The organism is Fusibacter sp. 3D3 (assembly GCF_001748365.1).
Classification (GTDB): domain Bacteria; phylum Bacillota; class Clostridia; order Peptostreptococcales; family Acidaminobacteraceae; genus Fusibacter_A.
This window is the reverse complement of the sequence record NZ_BDHH01000020.1, coordinates 1-17328: the sequence shown is the minus strand read 5'-3', so window position 1 is coordinate 17328 and position 17328 is coordinate 1. Positions and strand designations below refer to the sequence as shown.

Here is a 17328-nt window from a genome sequence, read left to right as displayed (position 1 = left end):
CCCTAGTCATAATGCACATGCGTCTTAGAAAGCCAAGTGCTGATAAGAGATAAAAACACTATAATGACTAACATAATCATCGCCACTGCATTTGCTTCTCCCATATTAAAATTCTGAAATGCCTTCTGGTAATACAGGTACAGAAGTGTGGTTGTGCTCCCCCCAGGTCCGCCTTGTGTCATGATCTGTATTTGATCATAAACTTGAATAGAGGCAATTAAGTTGATAATGCCTAAAAAAAATGTCGTCGGCGAAATCAGAGGTAATGTTATATGGAGAAATTTGCTAAAAGCATTACAACCGTCTAATGTTGCAGCTTCATACGTACTCTCTGGCACCTTTTCAAGGGCTCCCAGATAAAACAACATAGTCCATCCAACAGATTTCCATACTGTAAAAATAATCACAGCAAACATAGCCGTATCAGAACTCTTTAACCATTCAAGTGGCGCAATGGATAACATGCCTAAAAAGTGATTTAAAAGGCCTCTTTCGGGTTCAAATATCCAAGACCATACGAGAGACACTGCCACTGTTGGCGTTATCCAAGGCGAAAAAACAACCAATTGATATAATCTGCATCCTTTAAAGTTTTTATAGAGGATTAGTGCCAATCCAAGACCGATCATCATCGTCGGCAAGATAGAGCCTATTGCGAAAATAAGCGTATTCCATAAGGCTCTCATAAAATCCGCATCCTCAAAAATATAGCGGTAATTGTCCATGCCTACAAAATTAGAAGATGGCGATATATAATCCCAGTCTGTAAAGCTGATACCAAAAGCCATCATTAAGGGGATAATCCAAAAGAGCAGCAAAGGGATCATAAATAAAATCGTATATGAAATTTGAATTATTGGTTTCGGTTTCATGTCAATCTCCTTTCACTCATAGATTAACAGTGTCCCGTAAAGAAAAAGAAAAAACCAAGTTAAGACCCTGTTAAATCAGTCTTTTTCTTGGCTTTTTAAATAAAAATTTGGTTTTTTATTGGTTATTCATGCATACTGCGCTAGACCGTATAGAAATTTATGCTCATCTTTTCTAATTCGGCCTGCCATTTCTCATCAAATGTCTTGGTAGTTATCAAGTAATCCAGTTCCTCAAGCCCAAAAGCTCTGTAATGTGCCACAAATCCAAACTTCGACTGATCGGATAAGAGCATCTTGAATCGAGCCCTTTTTTTAACGCTCTGCATAATGGCGAAGGTCGCATCGTCTGTATTGGTAACACCACCCCTAAGATCAACCGCATCACAAGAAAATATCATTTTATCAAAATGCATCGGTTCAATTGAAGCATCAAAAATCGGTCCACAGGTTGTCATAAGGGACTGATTCACATTGCCACCAATGAATATAAACGTGTTGCTTGATGCCATAAAGTGACGCTCATATCCCTCAACCACATATTTCATCAGCAAAGCAATCGATGGCGTCACTAAAGTAATGCCCTTTCGCTGATCCAGATAATTAAGGAGATACGATACAGTAGACCCTCCGTCCACATAAATCATATCACCTTCTTTTAAGAATTCCACAGCCTTATGGCATAGTTTTTTCTTTTCATCTATTCTCAAATGTTGCTTATATTGATAGTGATACTGTTCCTGATAGGCCATCTCGCGTTCTTTTCTCAGCCCACCATGAACTCGTGTCAAATCATAATTTAAGTTGAGATGGTCAAAATCTTGCCGAATGGTTTCCTTGCTCACATCGAACAGGTCTGCCATATCATTCAAAAAAACTTGACCTTCCTTATCCAGTATTTTTAATATTTCTCGTCTGCGCTTTTCAACTTTATGCGTCACTTGATCTCTCCAATACTATCAATCCGTATGTTCTAATCCATTTTGACGATCAAGTTCCACTAAAACGCAATTTAAGTAAACCGTATTAATACCTGCTGCTTCTGATTGATCAATCAGTTCAACCGTAAACGTATCCGGTTGAAACCAGATATTCTCAATACTGAGTTCAATGACTTCCTCAAGTGTTTTTTGAGTAAATTGAGGGCCCACTACCACATCCACACAGTCCACTTTTTTAGGTAAATCGCTTAGAGATGCATAGCAAACATCGCCATCTACTTCACTATAATTGGGATTAACCGCGTAAACTTCATACCCAAATCGCTTTAATTTTTTATATATTTTGTTGCCATATTTCGAAGCATTTTCTGTTGCACCTACCACTGCCCAAACTTTTTTATTGAGCATTTGTTTGATTTGTTCATCCATAACGCTATCTCCTTCTGTACATAATCCACTAAAATCAGATCAATTCTCCATTATAAAGCGTCAAATAGCCTGACTCTAAAATTTTAACTTCTATGTTATTGGAAGTTAGATCAATTAACTTTTCTGTTAAAAGATCTTGCTCGCCTTCAATTACATAAATTGACAGCACGACGTGATCGCTAAACTGAGTGTCTTTTAATACAACATTTTCCATAAGCAACAAAGCATTCTGAATCTTCCCATGCAAGTGATAAGCAATAATCAATTCTACCTCCCTGTATACTGCTTTATCCACAATTTTAGCTTGTTCAATCACCTTCTGTGCCGCTTCTGTATAGGCTCTAACGAGTCCGCCCGTTCCGAGTTTAATACCGCCAAAATAACGTGTGATTACAACACATAAGTTTGTAATTCCTTCCTTTTTCAGCATTTCTAAAACGGGTATACCAGCAGTCCCAGAGGGTTCCCCATCATCAGAATAGCGTTGAGTACTCATATCATCACCCAACAGATAGACAGGCACATTATGGGTTGCATTATAATGCTTTTTTTTAATGCGCTCAATGAAAATGGTCGCGTCTGCTTCTGATTCTATTGGCATTGCATGTCCAATAAATTTTGATTTTTGAATATTGATTTCGATTTCACTTGCCTCTAAAATCGTCTTGTATGGCTTCATTTAACTTACGCCTCGATTTTTAAATATTGACTGTACTTGTTGTAATCTATTTCAGATACTTCAGCTTCAATATAAGTGCCCATTTCTAAATGATCCAGTTTAATAACTTGATAGGTTTGGCAAAGATAAGAAGCTGCTTTACCATCTGTGTATGGAACTAGAAAAGATGCCTGTTTCATATTACTGAAAAGATGCGCTTTAATTTTTTCAATGAGTATTCCCACATTTTCGCCAGTTTTAGCAGAAATGTGTACAGATTCATCCAGATCCCCGATGACCTTGCTTGGTACTAAATCAATCTTATTAAAAACGTTGATCATCGTCTTATCGCCCGCTTTTAACTCGTTTAAAACTTGCTTCGTCACTTCCATTTGCATGGCATATGAATCATTGGATGCATCCACAACATGTAAAAGCAAATCGGCACCTAATGCTTCTTCAAGTGTCGCTTTAAAAGCATCAATAATGCTGTGTGGCAATTTTGAAACAAAGCCAACTGTATCCGTTAAAACAAACTCTTTTTTATCTTCAAGTACAATTCTTCTTGCAAATGTATCTAAAGTTGCAAAGAGCATATCTTTCTCAAATACTTGTTTATCCGGTTCACCTTCAAGAGAATGGTTGATAAAATAATTTAAAATAGACGATTTTCCCGCATTTGTGTAGCCCACTAAAGCCACCACGGGCACTTCCATTTTTTCTCTCAGTTGTCTTTGGACTGTTCTATTTTTCTCAGCTTCTCTAATTTGTTTTCTTATTTCATCAATGCGTTCATTAATCCTTCTGCGGTCAATTTCGAGCTTTTGTTCACCAGGACCTCTTGTACCAATGCCACCCCCAGTACGAGAAAGAGATGCCCCAAGACCAATTAGTCTTGGCATTCTATAACGTAACTGGGCAAGTTCCACTTGAAGTTTCGCAATTTTAGTCTGTGCTCTAATCGCAAATATATCCAAGATGAGTGCAGTCCGATCAATTACTGTTGTTTCAAGTATTGCCTCTAGATTCCTAATTTGTGCCCCTGACAATTCATCATTAAAAACGACAATATTGGATTCTGTATCTTGAACCGCAATTTTGACTTCTTCCACTTTTCCAGAGCCTATAAAGGTGGCCGCTTCAATAGACGCCTTATTTTGAATGATAATATCTGCTACCTCTGCGCCAGCCGCAAGTGTAAGTTCAGCAAGTTCATTCATGGATTCTTTAATATCAAATTCGTCTTTCAATCCTTGATAGAGTCCCACTAAAACAGCACGTTGTGTTATAACTTTGTTTTCTTCCATATATATCACCTACTTTTCTTAAGGTCATTATACTATAAAACCGTAATATTACAAAAAGATTATTTACGGTTAAATAATTTAACACCCACATTTAAATATGTTATAATACAGTGAGAATTTCCGCAAGGAAATGTGTCATTTTAGAGCATTGGAGGTCTTTAAATGGAAAGTAACAAAACGGCTTCTCCTAAAAAGAATGCAAGTCAGAAGAAGAAGAAAAAGAAAAAATCAAATGGTACGTTTTTAAATATACTCAAAGTATTTTTGATTTTCATGATCGTTGCGGGTATGCTAGGATCTGGAATTGCCTATTTCTACGTCACAAATGTATTAAAGGACATCGAAGCAATTGATCCAACCTTAATTGAAAAGGCTCTTACTGAAAATTCTGTCATCGTCGATGGCGAAGACCGCGTTTTAGAACAAATTCAAAACGTAAATGGGCTTCGTACCATTGTTCGCTACAATGATATCAGTAAAAACCTCATCAATGCCTTTGTTGCCGTTGAGGATAAGACCTTTTGGTCACATAACGGCTTCAACTTTGTACGCTTGTTTGGTGCCGTGAAAGATACCTTGACCTCAGGCAAAAGACTTGGTGGTACGAGCACCATCACACAGCAGCTTGCTAGAAATGTCTATTTACCGGATTCCAAAACAGAAAGGTCTGTTGATCGTAAAATCAAAGAGGCTTATTATGCCGTTGAACTCGAAAAATACCTTAAAAAAGAGCAAATTATCGAAGGGTATCTCAACCTCATTTACCTAGGTTCTAGTGCAAATGGTGTTGAAGCTGCTGCTCAAACTTATTTTTCAAAGAGTGCAAAAGATCTGGATCTTGTGGAATCTGCAATGCTTGCTGGCGTTCCAAAATCACCGACAAAATATGCCCCTATGACGACAAAAAAGAAAGAGAATGTAACGCCAGAAGATTATGTCTTAGATGATTCAAATCCACTTTTCACAGTGGTTTTTAATCCAAGTTGTGAAGAACGATACAATATCGTCATTTTGCTCATGAGAAATAATGGTTACTTGACAGATGATGAATACAAGGCTGCTAAAGCAGTTGATCTGAAAACAAAACTTCAGCCAAGTAAATTAACTTCAACTGAAATTTCATCTTATTTCTCCGACATGGTCAAAGAAGATGTGCTCAACGACTTGATTGAAACCTATGGCTACACCTATGAGGAAGCTTCAAATATTCTCTATACTAAAGGTTTAGTGATCCACTCTACCATTGATTTCGATATGCAAAAGATCCTTGAAAGCAATTACGATGCCGATAACTTTACCACTTATTTTGGCGAATCCACACATGCCGCAGTTAAATCATTTCAATCCAAATATAATTTATCTGCAGATGGTATAGCGGGTCAAGGCACCATCGCTAAAATTGGCGAAGTTACTGGGATGGATACTTCTGTATTTACACAAAATCTCTATAAAAAAGGATCCGACGGCGAAGAAGTCATATTGCTAAAAAAAGCACTTTATGCCCAAGGTTTTTTAAGAAATAACGAAAACTTTCCAAGGGTAACGGTCACATTCAACAAAGATGGCAATATTATTTCAGAAGAAACTAAAAGTACAATTTTATTCAAACAGAGCAATTTCATCAATACGGATCAGCAATTAATGCTGCCTTCTAGTGATTATAAATTTGATGATCAAGGTAATCTGGTCTTATTTAAAAATAAGCGTTTGAATTTTTATCCACATTTACAAGGCGATCAGGTTGTCAGCATTCAAGTCGTCGTTAAAAATACATTCACTTATAACGAAGATGCAAGCGGTAAAAGCACAGGCAAGAAAAATATTGAGGGCCTTTACACTTATGAAGGCCGTGATGTATTCATCCCTAATGAATATAAATCTTTTGATGCCGATAAAAATGTCGTCATCGATAAAGCCTTTTTGGCAAAAGAACCCGATTTTTTTAAGCTCGATGGCAACCAAACGCTACTCATCGACAAAGATAATTATTATATTAGCGATGTTGGTATTATTCAACCTCAATCGGCTATGGTCATCATTGATTATCATACTGGACAGCTTAAAGCAGTCGTCGGCGGCCGTAATATTTCAGGTCAAAAGATTTACAACAGAGCTGTAAATCCAAGACAACCCGGTTCTTCAATAAAACCATTGTCTATTTATACGCCAGCCATCGATTCGCTTAGATATACAGCGGCAACACCCATTGATGATCGTCCGCTTTATTTGAGTGGCAGTCCATCAATTCGCTGGCCTTATAACTGGTATGAACACTCAAGCTCATACCCGAAACACTGGGGCCTTGTGACTTTAAGAAGAAGTATGCAATACTCCATCAATACTATTGCCGCTTATATTGCAAATGATCTTGGTGTGGACACATGTATATCATATCTCAAGAAGTTTGGAATCACTTCCCTAGTGACTGAAGGTGGCACAAGTGATATGAACTTGTCTGCCGTTTCTATGGGGGGTATGACAAAGGGGGTATCCCCGCTTGAAATGACCAATGCGTATGGTGCCATTGCCAACAAAGGTGTTTTAACTGAACTCATCACTTACACCTCCGTTGAAAACAATAAAGGTGAAATCATCCTTGAGAATAACCAGACTAAAGAAGTCGTCGTCGATGAGCATGTAGCTTACATCGTTAAAAATATGATGGAGTCCACTGTAACATCAGGAATCGCATCTTCTGCTAGAATTTCACCCAACAACGATTCGATTCCTGTAGCAGGTAAAACAGGAACAACTTCCAATAAAATGGATGCTTGGTTTATTGGATTTACACCTTATTATGTTGCAGGTGTCTGGTTTGGTAATGACGTTAACATGCCCCTCGATCAAGGCTCAGGTGTTTCCGCATTATTTTGGAAAACTGTTATGAGTGAAATTCATGCAGAGCTAGAACCTAAGCAATTTGAACGTCCTGACGGTATCGTTACAAGTAAAGTAGATACGATGTCTGGCAAACTACCGACCGACTTATCTTATATGGATCCTAGAAATACAGTCATCAGTGAAATTTTCATCAAAGGAACTGAACCAACAGAACAAGATGATGTCCATGTTTCTGCAACCGTTTGTCTTGAAAGCGGTAAACTTGCAACGCCAAATTGTCCGACAACCCTTGTTGAAAACAAAGTATTTGTCAAGCGGCCATTACCGTATGTACCATCTGAAAACTACGATAATAGTGGCAATCCAATTATTTTGGGGGACTGGGTTTATGAACTTCCAACTGCGGAGTGCGATATCCACAATAGCACAATCATTGACACTTTTGATTATAGTAACTATGAAGGTGTCACACCTACGATTAAGTTTGCTGATGGCAGCACTGTGGTTCAAAGACCTTTCTTCATAGAACTCAACGATGGTCAAAAAGTATTATTGCCTATTGGTACAAAAATTTTAGCTGACAATTCCATTTTATTCCCGGATGCCTCTACGATTCCTGCCTATATGATCAAGTTTATTCCTACGTTTACAACCGAGGAGCTTGATCACATGGATACATTACCTAGTGTCAATGAGGCTATTCAAGGCGTAGATGATAATAGTAACATCACTGAAGATTCCATGAACACGAATAATTAAAAACACAATTTATAAAAAACGACCTCATTCACTTGCTTTTGAATGAGGTCGTTTTTATGATATCGTCTTATCTCAATTGGATTTACTCTAGGAGTTCTCCTTTGGAAATAATGTAGGTTTTTTTTTGCTCAATCGCTTGAGCTATGAGCTCTTCGCCGTTCACAAGATTTTCAGAGTTAATTATTTTATCTACCTTTGGCCTCGTAACGACTCTATCAGGCAAAAACACGGTGCAACAATCTTCAAAAGGCAAAATTGAAATTTCAAAAGTGTCAATCTGTTTTGCAATTTTAATGATATCCACTTTATCATATGCGATTAAAGGTCTTAAAACGACCATGTTTACAGCATTATTAGTCACCGTTAACCCTTCCATCGTCTGACTTGCAACTTGTCCTATATTCTCTCCTGTTATCAGACAGCCGCATTTCTGCTCAACTGCCAATTGTTCTGCGATCTTCATCATAAAACGTCTAGATAAAAGGGTCATTTCTTCTGATGGACAGTTTTCATTAATTGCCTTTTGAATCTCCAAAATATTGACACTGTGTATCTTCAAATTTCGTGTGTACTGAGTCAATTTCTTCCCAAGATCAATAACTTTCTCTAGAGCACGATCGCTGGTAAAAGGGTAAGAATGAAAATGCACAGCTTCAAGTTCAACGCCTCGCTTCCCAATGAGATACGCTGCCACAGGGCTGTCAATGCCCCCAGATAAGAGAAGCATCCCTTTTCCAGCTGTCCCATATGGCATTCCACCTGGTCCAGGAATGCGTTCACAATAAATATATGTTTTTTCTCTAATTTCAAGTGTCAAAGTGATCTGAGGATTATTGACATCTACCTTTAACCCTTCAACATTTGAAAGAATATAGCCTCCCACTTTTTGACAAATATCAGGTGATTTAATCGGAAATCCCTTGTTGGCACGTTTTGTTTCAACTTTAAAGGTAGTAGCACCTGTTAAAAGCATTTGCCTTTTAACTTCAGCTAATCCCTCTGTTTTCATGAGTTCAAAATCATTATCAATTTTATAAGCGATACTAATGGATACGACCCCAAATATTTTAGTAACGATATCAATTACTTCATCGTGATCTTTTGTATTGTAATCTACATATGCTCTTCCATGACGATCTATCACATAGGCATCCTCAATGTGCTTAACTGCCATTATGATATTCTTAATAAATTTTTTCTCAAAATAGCGTCGGTTCATGCCCTTAAGTCCAATTTCACCATACCTTACTAAGATTAATGCTCTCATTTCTATTCCTCTCTACTGAACGTGATCCCTATAAATTTACATTCTCTTGATTATACTTCTCAAACTTTTAACTTCCTTGCAAATTATTTCAGAGGCTTTTATAACCTCTTCTAACGTATTCATCTTAGAAAAACTAATTCGAATAGCACCCTCTAATCTTTCATCATCTAACGCCATCGCTTCCAGTACATGAGAATAACTTTTCTTCTTAGAAGAACAAGCTGAACCTGTGGAAACGTAAATCGAATGCATCTCCAAAGTATGAAGTAATACTTCCCCTTTTATCCCTCTGAATGAAACATTTAGAATATAAGGACTTGTTCTATCGGATATTGTCCCGTTAATTTCAAATGCATTACAATGCGTTTCAAGGTACGACAGCATTGTAGATTTTAAATTTTTAACATGTTCATAATTGGTCTCTAAATTTTGAAAAGTACTTTCTGTAGCGGCACCTAAAGAGGCAATGCCGCAAATATTTTCCGTTCCTGGTCTTGACCCCTTCTCTTGTCCCCCACCGTAAAGTAAAGACATCAAAGTAACACCCTCTCGCACGTAAAGACCTCCAATGCCCTTAAGACCATTGATCTTATGTGCACTAAAGGACAGCAAATCTATATGTGCTTTCTTTACATTCACCCTTAGCTTTCCAAAACTTTGTACCGCATCCACATGATAGATGATTTTAGTATTATGCGCCTGATTGAAATTATAAATCATTTGACCAATCTCTTCAATGGGCTGTATAGTTCCAATTTCATTATTGATATGCATAATGCTTACAAGAACCGTCTCTTGACTTAGAGTTATTTCAAGTTCATTTAAATCAATAAAACCATCACAATCTATTTTTATAAAGTGTGCGTCAAATTCCTTTTTCGCCATCTGCTCAACACATTTTAAAACGGAAGGATGTTCAAAAGTAGATGTAATAAGGCGCCCTTTTTTACTTTTAGGGATCGCCCCTTGAATCGCAAAGTTATTAGACTCTGTTCCCCCACTGGTGAATAAAATTTCTTTTTCGTTTACACCAAGAGCCTTTGAAATTTGAGCACGGCTCTTCTTTAAATATTTTTCACTGTTAACCCCTAGCTTATGAAGTGATGATGGATTTCCAAAATCATCAAACATAAGTCTTAAAATTAATTCTTTTTGAGCTTGATCCACAGGTGTCGTTGCACTGTGATCTAAATAAATCATAATATTCACTCCCTTACAAACAATATAGAATTTTATATTATGAATTACAAAAAGTAAAGCGTTTCATCAAATATTCTATTTTTTTAAAACAAATCGCAGTGTATACTTTTTCTTATTCCTTTTATTCACTACTATATTATTATATAATAATTTTGAATTCAGATTAAGTCATTTATTTTTTGGAGGCATTCATGAGAAAAAAAGTTGCTGTGGTATTCACAGGAGGCACGATTTCAATGAAAGTTGATGAGAGATTAGCTGCAGCTGTTCCTGCTCTCTCTAACGAAGAAATCATGTCTATGGTTACAAATATTGATAAAGTTGCAGATATTGAAGTTATTGACTTTGGTAGTTACCCAAGTCCACATATGTCACCCATGCTCATTCACAATCTTGCCAATATCGTCAAGACACTTATAAAAAGAGACGATATTGATGGTATCGTGATCACTCACGGAACAGACTCTCTTGAAGAGACCGCATACTTCCTTGACTTAAATATCAATCCAACAAAACCAATCGTTATGGTTGCCGCTATGCGTAACAACTCTGAATTAGGATATGATGGCTCTAGCAATTTATCATCGGCAATTTGTACTGCAATCTCAGATGAAGCCCTTGACAAAGGCGTACTCATCGTACTCAACAACGAAGTCAACTCAGCCCGAGAAGTTACTAAAACACACACTTTATCCCTTGACACATTCAAATCTCTAGAATTTGGCCCCCTTGGTATCGTTGACAACGATGAAGTCATCTTTTACAGAAACATCATGAAGCATGAACACATTGAAACGGATGAAATTGAAACCTCAATTGAACTCATAAAATCATGTGTTGGTACAGACTCTAGCTATATGATTTTTGCCATCAATAACGGTGCTAAAGGTTTTGTTATTGAGGCCATGGGGCGTGGTAATGTGCCTCCTGAAATGATTTCGGGTATAAAACTTGCCATCTCCAGAGATATACCTGTCATCATCGTCTCCAGATGTCCTTCAGGACGCGTATTAGACTCTTATGGATATCTTGGCGGTGGTAAAAACTTAAGAGATTTAGGGGCCATTTTTGGCGGAAATTTAAATGGTCAAAAAGCTCGAATTAAATTAATGCTCGCACTGGGTAAAACAAAAAAAATAAGTGAAATTAAAACCATATTTGAATCCTCATTCTATAAGTAAAAAAGCGTATACTCAAGGGATCAAAGCGTATACTCAGTCCGCTTCGCTACCTTCGTAACACTTGCACAATCCTATCGGATTGTATTCAGTGGGCGTTTGGACTCCCACTGAATTAGGAATATGAACCCCCACTTAGAGAAGTGGGGGTTCATCTCCTCAAGGGTTATATCAAGATATTTTATTGAAGGATGCCCATTGATCCATTTTTTTACAATATAAAACATAAAAAATGACGCCTTTTACCTATGAGGCGTCATTTTTTTATGAAATTACTTCTTCAATCTCAAGTGAATAATCCGTAGATAAATCAATAAATGCATTGGATACTTTGACAAGAGGCCTATTGAGTGCATATTTATTAATATATACAACTTCGCCTTCTCTTCCATCAGATAACCGAACACGATTATTTACAAAAAATGCTGCAATATTGCTTAAAAAAACTTCTGAAATGTTGGGATCAAGCCCCCTAAAACTTTCGTCTTTTATAATTGTAAACGCCTTAAATGAGGACACCCCTTTTTTATAGATCTTATCCGAAGTTATGGCATCAAAGACATCTGCCACGGCAACAATTCGCGCAAAATAAGGTGTCTGTTCCTCTTTTAATCCACTTGGATAGCCACTGCCATCACTTCTTTCATGATGGAATAATATCGCAGCTAATACCGCCTTGGGGATAGTCGGATTATTCTTTAAGCTCTCATAACCAAATCTAGAATGCATCTTTAATTGTTCGAACTCCTCCGCTTCCAAATCATCTGATTTAAATAAAAGCGTTTGAGATACCTGTGCTTTGCCGACGTCATGTAGTAAACCTGACAAGGATGCCATATAAATCGTCTCTTTGTCAAGATTTAACCATTTACAGATCATAGCGCTAAGCATTGCAACATTAACGGCATGCGTAAAATGATAATTTTCATCAAGGGCGATTACTCTCATACTGCCTAAAATATCATTATCAGAAAGTAAAGTGTCTATCAGTTCCATTAAACCTTCTTTAACAGCATTTATATCGAAAGTGTAATTCTTGTTTTCAATTTCAAAATAGAGCGTCTTAAACTGTGACAAAACCTCCCCATAAGCATGATTTAAATCTTTTAGCTTATGTGCCATAGCATTTTTATAGCGATCTCGCGATATAATATCATCAATTTCCTCTATATAAACAAAATAAATACCATGTTTTCTAAAATAATCCAAATGTTTTTCGGCAATTTCTGTCCCCTGCGACAAAATTATATTGCCAAGATCATTATAAATATCTTTCGACAAGCACATCCCTAAAGTTAATCCTTCTATTGCAATTTCTCTCATATATCCCCCCACCAAACAACCACATTATAATCTTATCATAGATTAATTGTCATTGCCATAATATTCAATCTTCGCCAACAAAAATGAGTATTAATATGTGCTAAATAGTTCTTGAGAACCATACTCAGCTAAATGTAATATTGTGCTATAATGTAATTGAGTAAAATAAAGTTGAGTAATTCTCAAAGTAATTTCCAATTTACTCAATTCATATAGTGAGGACTAAAATGAAAATACTAGAATATGCCTTTTCTAAAGATTATAGTTACGTCACCAAACTCTTTGAAGATCATAATATTGCTTTTATTGATATTGAAACGGATGGCCTAAGTCACAAAAATAAAATTGTTTTGATCGGCATGGTCATCTTTTCTGATCAAACTAAAACGGGAAAAGTCATTCAATTATTTAATGAAGACTATCAATCCGAACGCGATATTTTGAAGCAATTTTTTGTACTTCTTGAAGCTCATAAAATTAATTACTTTGTAAGCTTTAATGGTGATTCATTTGATTTTCCATTCATCAATGCGAGATTAAAAGCTCTGAAAGTCAATCGTATGTTAAATAAAAAATTTAATATAGATTTGTTAAGGGTTGTACGGCAGAACAAAGTCTTTTTTCCCTTTGAGAGCTATACCTTAAAATCACTTGAAAAATTTATTGGCATTCATCGATCAGATACCATTAGTGGAAAAGATAGCGTCATACTCTATCATAGTTTTATTGAAACCAAAGATCCTAAACTCGAAGAGATTATTTTACTTCATAATTATGATGATATAATCAACATGGTTCCTTTGCTCCGTATTTATCAAAATATCAAATTCAATACGCTTTATAAAAAATGCACACTTGCACAAGAACAATTCTTTTTAATATCCTGTGAATTTAAAAAGAATACTTGTATCGTTTTACTTGGTCATCCCTATAAAGCACCTCGCATCGAAAGTTATTATGAAACTTTAGGTTCAACCTTTGATCAGAAAATTGAAAATACAATCATTAGTTTTGAAATAAAAAAATTGAAAATGAAAGATTCAGATACTGTTCTCACCATTGTAAATACTAATTCTGTCCTTAATCTTGATTTCTCCGCACTGAGCCAAAGCGATAAGGAAACCTATCTGATTGCCGTTGATGATCAACTTTATTGGCATAATATTGTTCATATTGCGGAAAAAATTCATAGCAAATACCTGTAATAAAAACACTCTCGTTACCCTTTAAGATCCATTCCTAAATTGTAATGAGAGTGCTTTATTGTAATAAGAGTGCTTTCATATTTTATAGATTTTAACCGTATATTTATAAGTTCAAAAAATAAAAAAAGAACCTTACAGTTCAAATTTTAAAAACTTGGTGCCCGGAGGCGGAATCGAACCACCGACACGGGGATTTTCAGTCCCCTGCTCTACCGACTGAGCTATCCGGGCAAAATTGTGGTGGGCATAAGTGGACTCGAACCACCGGCCTCACGCTTATCAGGCGTGCGCTCTAACCAGCTGAGCTATACGCCCACAATTTTCAGACTAAAAGCCTTAATGGTCGGGGTGGCAGGATTTGAACCCGCGGCCCTTTGGTCCCAAACCAAATGCGCTACCAAACTGCGCTACACCCCGATATTTTTGATATGCAATTTTAAATGAAACTTGGCAGGGGTGACAGGGTTCGAACCTACGACACGCGGTTTTGGAGACCGCTGCTCTACCAGCTGAGCTACACCCCTAAGGTGTTTATCAATATAAAATATGGTGGGCCTTCAGGGACTCGAACCCCGGACCATCCGGTTATGAGCCGGGCGCTCTAACCAGCTGAGCTAAAGGCCCCAATTAATTTAATGGCGGAGAAGGAGGGATTTGAACCCTCGCGCCCCTTACAAGACCTACTCCCTTAGCAGGGGAGCCTCTTCAGCCACTTGAGTACTTCTCCATTAAATTTGGCGGAGAGGGTGGGATTCGAACCCACGTGGGCTTTCACCCTAACGGTTTTCAAGACCGCCCCGTTATGACCGCTTCGGTACCTCTCCATGTTTGGTGATCCATCCGCGACTCGAACGCGGGACACCCTGATTAAAAGTCAGATGCTCTACCGACTGAGCTAATGGACCCTATTAAGTTGGCTGGGGATACAGGATTTGAACCTGTGAATAACGGAGTCAAAGTCCGGTGCCTTACCGCTTGGCGAATCCCCAAAATGATGGTGGGAGTTATAGGGCTCGAACCTATGACCCTCTGCTTGTAAGGCAGATGCTCTCCCAGCTGAGCTAAACTCCCGTGGGTTATCGTTTTGCAGGCATCGACCTGCGCCTCGTGAATTCAATCACTAAATGTTTCTGGAGCGGGTGAAGAGAATCGAACTCTCACAGCCAGCTTGGAAGGCTGGAGCTCTACCATTGAGCTACACCCGCAAGTAATGGTGGAGGGAGAAGGATTCGAACCTTCGAAATCGCTGATAACGGATTTACAGTCCGTCCCCTTTGGCCACTCGGGAACCCCTCCTAAAACATGGAGCCGGTGATGGGACTCGAACCCGCGACCTACTGATTACAAGTCAGTTGCTCTACCAATTGAGCTACACCGGCATTTGGTACATTTCTACATCAATATTCCTATCAATGTACACATGAACGATCAACATTCATGCTGCTTGCAAACAATTGATCAATAAATCAAAATGTTTAAATGGCGACCTAGAAGGGACTCGAACCCTCGACCTCCAGCGTGACAGGCTGGCGTTCTAACCAACTGAACTACTAGGCCATAATGTTCATTTTATAGTTATGAACGAAACTAATGGTGACCCCTAGGGGAATCGAACCCCTGTTACCGCCGTGAAAGGGCGGTGTCTTGACCGCTTGACCAAGGGGCCATGAATTTGAATCCTTTAATCTAAATTGACTAAAAATGGTAGCGGCGAGTGGACTCGAACCACCGACCTTTCGGGTATGAACCGAACGCTCTAGCCAACTAAGCTACGCCGCCATGTGTTTCTTTTGTTTTATTGTTGAAATTTCAACAAGTATTTTGCACATTTCTTGTTAAAGAAATTGGTGCCGAAGACCGGAATCGAACCGGTACGATCGGTAAGGATCGCAGGATTTTAAGTCCTGTGCGTCTGCCAGTTCCGCCACTCCGGCTAAATGGCTCCAAGAGAGGGATTCGAACCCTCAGCCTATCGGTTAACAGCCGAGTGCTCCACCGTTGAGCTATCTTGGAACATAAACCAGCAACGTTCTACTCTCCCAGGCAGCTGCCCGCCAAGTACCATCGACGCTGGAGGACTTTACTTCTGTGTTCGGTATGGGAACAGGTGTAGCCCCTCCGCCTTCATCACTGGATATAGGAGTTCAATTTAGGCAGTGTTGCTTGCAACACATTAAATCGAACGGTCTTAACTGTAAAGTTAAGAAATTACCTTTTTCATTTCGCTGTTACAACTATGTCAGCAAGAATAATTTTACCATCTTGCAAACCCATTGTCAACACTATTTTTTGAATGCTACTAAAGTATTTTTTACCAACATGCCTCCTGCATTTACTGCGTAAAGGCTATGTCGGCTGGAGAATCTCGCAAGCGAGAACGCCATACTTACCTTGCATCTATCAAAGATAGATTGCTGGTTTGCACACTCAAAATTGCATATATCAGATTAACCGATTTGTTCTTTTGTGGTCTTAAACCTTGCTCGTTTTCACAAGTGAAAACTTGTCATTGGTCAAGTCCTCGATCTATTAGTACCTGTCAGCTGAATACATTACTGTACTTACACCTCAGGCCTATTACCATATTATCTACATGGGATCTTACTCCATAAAGGATGGGAAATCTCATCTTGAGGGGGGCTTCGCGCTTAGATGCCTTCAGCGCTTATCCCTTCCAAACTTAGCTACTCAGCAGTGCTCTTGGCAGAACAACTGATACACCAGAGGTTTGTCCATCCCGGTCCTCTCGTACTAAGGACAGCTCCTCTCAAATTTCCTACGCCCACAGCAGATAGGGACCGAACTGTCTCACGACGTTCTGAACCCAGCTCGCGTGCCTCTTTAATGGGCGAACAGCCCAACCCTTGGGACCTACTTCAGCCCCAGGATGAGACGAGCCGACATCGAGGTGCCAAACCTCCCCGTCGATGTGGACTCTTGGGGGAGATAAGCCTGTTATCCCCGGGGTAGCTTTTATCCGTTGAGCGATGGCCCTTCCATGCGGTGCCACCGGATCACTAAGCTCGACTTTCGTCCCTGCTCGAGGTGTCCCTCTCGCAGTCAAGCTCCCTTTTGCCTTTACACTCTTCGCGCGATTTCCAACCGCGCTGAGGGAACCTTTAGGCGCCTCCGTTACTCTTTAGGAGGCGACCGCCCCAGTCAAACTGCCCGCCTGACATTGTCCTAGAACAGGGTTACTGTCCATAGTTAGAATAACGTTATATCAAGAGTGGTATCCCAACAGTGACTCCATGAAGACTGGCGTCCTCACTTCTATGTCTCCCACCTATCCTGTACATGATATACCATTATCCAGTGCCAAGCTGCAGTAAAGCTCCACGGGGTCTTTCC

General features: G+C 38.7%; 11 protein-coding genes, 18 tRNA genes and 2 rRNA genes. 3 read left to right on the top strand and 28 right to left on the bottom strand.

The features are described 5' to 3' along the window. Positions 1-2: 2 nt before the first annotated feature. The 5 genes from F3D3_RS18700 to hflX form a co-directional block, all read right to left on the bottom strand. Complete coding sequence (locus F3D3_RS18700; protein ID WP_069875962.1) at positions 3-872, bottom strand: carbohydrate ABC transporter permease; 870 nt, start codon at positions 870-872, stop codon at positions 3-5. A gap of 140 nt (positions 873-1012) precedes the next feature. After that, complete coding sequence (locus F3D3_RS18695; protein WP_069875961.1) at positions 1013-1810, bottom strand: DeoR/GlpR family DNA-binding transcription regulator; 798 nt, start codon at positions 1808-1810, stop codon at positions 1013-1015. Between the two features lie 18 nt (positions 1811-1828). Next, positions 1829-2239, bottom strand: coding sequence for a CoA-binding protein (locus F3D3_RS18690; protein ID WP_069875960.1), 411 nt, complete (start codon positions 2237-2239; stop codon positions 1829-1831). Between the two features lie 34 nt (positions 2240-2273). Further along, complete coding sequence (locus tag F3D3_RS18685) at positions 2274-2918, bottom strand: YigZ family protein (protein WP_069875959.1); 645 nt, start codon at positions 2916-2918, stop codon at positions 2274-2276. Positions 2919-2923: 5 nt separating this feature from the next. Then, positions 2924-4204 (bottom strand): GTPase HflX, encoded by a 1281-nt coding sequence (gene hflX / locus F3D3_RS18680; protein ID WP_069875958.1) that lies wholly within the window; start codon positions 4202-4204, stop codon positions 2924-2926. 162 nt (positions 4205-4366) lie between these two features. Between hflX and F3D3_RS18675 the strand changes: the two genes are divergently transcribed. After that, on the top strand, positions 4367-7804 hold the full coding sequence (locus tag F3D3_RS18675; protein ID WP_069875957.1) for a transglycosylase domain-containing protein: 3438 nt from the start codon (positions 4367-4369) through the stop codon (positions 7802-7804). An 82-nt stretch (positions 7805-7886) separates the two neighbouring features. Here F3D3_RS18675 and thiI read toward each other — a convergent pair whose 3' ends face one another. Continuing rightward, positions 7887-9071, bottom strand: coding sequence for a tRNA uracil 4-sulfurtransferase ThiI (gene thiI, locus F3D3_RS18670; protein WP_069875956.1), 1185 nt, complete (start codon positions 9069-9071; stop codon positions 7887-7889). 36 nt (positions 9072-9107) lie between these two features. After that, positions 9108-10271, bottom strand: a complete 1164-nt coding sequence (locus tag F3D3_RS18665; RefSeq protein ID WP_084389165.1) for a cysteine desulfurase family protein — start codon at positions 10269-10271, stop codon at positions 9108-9110. Between the two features lie 191 nt (positions 10272-10462). Between F3D3_RS18665 and F3D3_RS18660 the strand changes: the two genes are divergently transcribed. Next, positions 10463-11452 (top strand): asparaginase, encoded by a 990-nt coding sequence (locus tag F3D3_RS18660; RefSeq protein WP_069875955.1) that lies wholly within the window; start codon positions 10463-10465, stop codon positions 11450-11452. 261 nt (positions 11453-11713) lie between these two features. On the opposite strand, the gene F3D3_RS18655 is transcribed toward F3D3_RS18660, so the two are convergent. After that, a complete protein-coding gene (locus F3D3_RS18655) occupies positions 11714-12772 on the bottom strand; it encodes an HD-GYP domain-containing protein (RefSeq protein WP_069875954.1) in 1059 nt (352 codons plus the stop codon). Positions 12773-12999: 227 nt separating this feature from the next. On the opposite strand from F3D3_RS18655, the gene F3D3_RS18650 reads away from it, so the two are divergent. After that, entirely contained in the window at positions 13000-13977 is a 978-nt protein-coding gene (locus F3D3_RS18650; protein WP_069875953.1) for a ribonuclease H-like domain-containing protein, read from the top strand. Between the two features lie 155 nt (positions 13978-14132). On the opposite strand, the gene F3D3_RS18645 is transcribed toward F3D3_RS18650, so the two are convergent. From F3D3_RS18645 to F3D3_RS18550, 20 genes are all read right to left on the bottom strand, one after another. Further along, positions 14133-14208: transfer RNA gene (locus F3D3_RS18645), tRNA-Phe, on the bottom strand. Between the two features lie 7 nt (positions 14209-14215). Further along, a tRNA-Ile gene (locus F3D3_RS18640) sits at positions 14216-14292 on the bottom strand. Between the two features lie 25 nt (positions 14293-14317). Beyond that, positions 14318-14394: transfer RNA gene (locus F3D3_RS18635), tRNA-Pro, on the bottom strand. A gap of 31 nt (positions 14395-14425) precedes the next feature. Next, a tRNA-Trp gene (locus F3D3_RS18630) sits at positions 14426-14501 on the bottom strand. Between the two features lie 23 nt (positions 14502-14524). Beyond that, positions 14525-14601 (bottom strand) — tRNA-Ile (locus F3D3_RS18625). 12 nt (positions 14602-14613) lie between these two features. Next, positions 14614-14704, bottom strand: a tRNA-Ser gene (locus tag F3D3_RS18620). An 8-nt stretch (positions 14705-14712) separates the two neighbouring features. Next, positions 14713-14801, bottom strand: a tRNA-Ser gene (locus tag F3D3_RS18615). A 5-nt stretch (positions 14802-14806) separates the two neighbouring features. Continuing rightward, positions 14807-14882, bottom strand: a tRNA-Lys gene (locus F3D3_RS18610). Between the two features lie 9 nt (positions 14883-14891). After that, positions 14892-14966 (bottom strand) — tRNA-Gln (locus F3D3_RS18605). Between the two features lie 6 nt (positions 14967-14972). Continuing rightward, positions 14973-15048: transfer RNA gene (locus tag F3D3_RS18600), tRNA-Val, on the bottom strand. A gap of 60 nt (positions 15049-15108) precedes the next feature. After that, positions 15109-15182 (bottom strand) — tRNA-Gly (locus F3D3_RS18595). A 6-nt stretch (positions 15183-15188) separates the two neighbouring features. Continuing rightward, positions 15189-15273: transfer RNA gene (locus F3D3_RS18590), tRNA-Tyr, on the bottom strand. Positions 15274-15280: 7 nt separating this feature from the next. Continuing rightward, positions 15281-15356 (bottom strand) — tRNA-Thr (locus F3D3_RS18585). Between the two features lie 101 nt (positions 15357-15457). Further along, a tRNA-Asp gene (locus tag F3D3_RS18580) sits at positions 15458-15534 on the bottom strand. 34 nt (positions 15535-15568) lie between these two features. Then, positions 15569-15643, bottom strand: a tRNA-Glu gene (locus F3D3_RS18575). Positions 15644-15679: 36 nt separating this feature from the next. Further along, positions 15680-15756 (bottom strand) — tRNA-Met (locus tag F3D3_RS18570). A gap of 66 nt (positions 15757-15822) precedes the next feature. Then, positions 15823-15911 (bottom strand) — tRNA-Leu (locus tag F3D3_RS18565). A gap of 4 nt (positions 15912-15915) precedes the next feature. Then, a tRNA-Asn gene (locus tag F3D3_RS18560) sits at positions 15916-15990 on the bottom strand. Between the two features lie 5 nt (positions 15991-15995). After that, a 5S ribosomal RNA gene (gene rrf / locus F3D3_RS18555) occupies positions 15996-16112 on the bottom strand. A gap of 374 nt (positions 16113-16486) precedes the next feature. Continuing rightward, positions 16487-17328: ribosomal RNA gene (locus F3D3_RS18550) — 23S ribosomal RNA — on the bottom strand; the annotation flags it as partial.